The sequence below is a fragment of the Thiolapillus sp. genome (assembly GCF_048562965.1).
Taxonomy (GTDB): Bacteria; Pseudomonadota; Gammaproteobacteria; order Chromatiales; family Chromatiaceae; genus Thiolapillus; species Thiolapillus brandeum_A.
Window position 1 is genome coordinate 1 of record NZ_JBHNMF010000561.1, and the last position, 2,027, is coordinate 2,027.

General features: G+C 46.5%; 2 protein-coding genes and 1 pseudogene. 1 reads left to right on the top strand and 2 read right to left on the bottom strand.

Annotated elements, in window-relative coordinates; genetic code table 11:
• Positions 1-121 (top strand): annotated as a pseudogene (locus ACOCD2_RS17690) (IS481 family transposase); the annotation flags it as partial.
• Here the strand turns inward: ACOCD2_RS17690 and ACOCD2_RS17695 are convergent.
• Both ACOCD2_RS17695 and ACOCD2_RS17700 read right to left on the bottom strand, forming a co-directional pair.
• Positions 81-1,127 carry an ATP-binding protein gene (locus tag ACOCD2_RS17695; RefSeq protein ID WP_293653045.1) on the bottom strand — a complete coding sequence of 349 codons (1,047 nt, stop codon included), beginning with the start codon at positions 1,125-1,127 and terminating at the stop codon, positions 81-83. The pseudogene ACOCD2_RS17690 and the gene ACOCD2_RS17695 overlap by 41 nt on opposite strands.
• Positions 1,127-1,816 (bottom strand): type IIL restriction-modification enzyme MmeI, encoded by a 690-nt coding sequence (locus ACOCD2_RS17700; RefSeq protein WP_293715422.1) that lies wholly within the window; start codon positions 1,814-1,816, stop codon positions 1,127-1,129. The genes ACOCD2_RS17695 and ACOCD2_RS17700 overlap by 1 nt, the downstream gene beginning before the upstream one ends.
• Between the last annotated feature and the right edge of the window lie 211 nt (positions 1,817-2,027).

Here is a 2,027-nt window from a genome sequence, read left to right on the forward strand (position 1 = left end):
CCATGTCCCGCAGAAAAACATCGGGCACATCACGCCCATTCAGGCGCTTAAGGATTGGCACAAAAAACAACCGGAATTATTCAAAAAGAAAATCTATGATCTATCGGGACTTGACATCTAGGGTCGTCTTCTTGAATGCGTTGCCGATCACTGGTAGCAATGTCCGGCTCATCATCCAAATCAAGGAAATCTGCTTCTATCTGACCAGTCAGATATTTCGTGTAGAGACGACCGTCATTCAACTTGTCGAGAATGTTTTCATGAAAGAGCCTCCCACGAGCGAATACGACGATTCCATTGAGATTTCCAGCCTCGTCGCTATCCAGATCTTTTGGCTTCGCCACCGTTCCCAGCCAGCCTTTTACCAACCTATCCGAATCCCAGGCATCCAACCTGTTGGGCAGTGCCTCCTTTTCCAGCAATTTTCCGGCAGAAGAGGTATCGACATCACTACCTTCCAATTCCCAGAGAAACTGGACCTTGTTCAAGTCTTCCCTATCGGCAATGGTCACTGGGTCACCGTCGATATTGATCTTGAAATCATGCGTCTCACCAATTATCGAGAATCTTCTCGCCAACCTCTTGCGCAGTGCCGATATGCTACGACCCAACCTCTGCCGCTTGATGTCCTTCAGCAAAATATGCGTTCCCTGCTTCACGTCGATCTTGTCTTGCTCAAGGGATTCAGGGCTGTAGTACTGGCTGTTCTCGTCGACGGATGCCTTGATGCCATCGACAGTCATTCTAAGGCCATGTGCATCACCATCCTTGAATGATTGAACCTCTATCACATTCGCAACCGAAAAAAGCGATAACTTTCCCAGCCCTTTTCTGCCCATCACAGGACGCCCTTTGGCAGTTCTAGTGCCATGCATGGGATCCATCTTTCGACGCCGATATCCGACACGCAAATACTTTTCGTTCATGTCATCAATGCTCATTCCAATACCGTCGTCTTCAATTTTGATCCACTTAGAATCTGGATCAATCGTTATATTCACGGCAGTCGCATCGGCATCCCAAGCATTGGCTACTGCTTCTGTCAGAACAGCAGCCATGTTGCTGTAGAGATTGATTCCGAGATGATCAAGCACATTCAGATCAACCGTCATGCGATATTGGCTCATTATTCTTCCTCCTCATGAAATATATCCATCTGAGGCGAAGGCGGCTCTGCGGCCTTGGGAATGTCGCGTTCGGAGTAGGACGGAATCTCGTAAACCTTGGCCAGCTTCCGTTTCTTTCTGGTCGTTTTCTTTTTCTCAACGGCCGCCTTCTTGGGATGCAGGCCTTGAGCAACCTCTTCCTCATAGCGCTCATGATTCAGTTTGAGCAGGCGTTGCAATATTTTACGGCGAGCTTCTTCTGAAATAGTGAAACGGAAGCCTTGTTTGGTTTCATAAAAACCATGCCTAAGATCTAGGTCTCCCCAACCATAAGCTAAAGCAACGGTATTATCCATTTCTATATGTAACTCTCTTAGCTTCTTAATCAAATCAGATTTTTCACTTTTTTTATCCACTAGATTGTAAACAGCAGTTGCTCCCTTCCCTAATTCTCTCATGACTTCATCTCTGAACTCATAAAGGGTTATTCCAATTTCTTTCAAACCCGGAGCAGGCCGGCATGGAATCGGAAAAGTGTCAAAACAGGTGGAAGGCGAGTATTGCGGACGTGTTTCTAGTTTATTTCCATACTCCAGCACCCATATCCAATGAATTTGGCTTTGCAAAATTGCAAAATCCTCCCAGCGATCAAGAGTTACAACAGTTGCAGTATGCGCAACAGTAATACCGGGGCTATAGAAAAAGAACACATGATGTTTGCTCGTAAATGGATGAACAAGATACCTGTTCATTGTGTTTATTTTTTGTAACTACTCACCCCTATCAGCATAGAGCTGTCCTGAAAAGGCCATTTGAATGGCGACCAGCGGATTGTATCCCTGATTTGCCATGGTCTGCAGGTAACTGGAGATGCGGCAATAGGCCTCGGCGTGCTTTCTTGTCCGGAAGCACCCCGACACC

Bases quoted from the DNA above. Each gene is read 5' to 3' on its own strand.
- ACOCD2_RS17695 (WP_293653045.1), bottom strand. From the start codon at position 1,127: ATGAGCCAATATCGCATGACGGTTGATCTGAATGTGCTTGATCATCTC.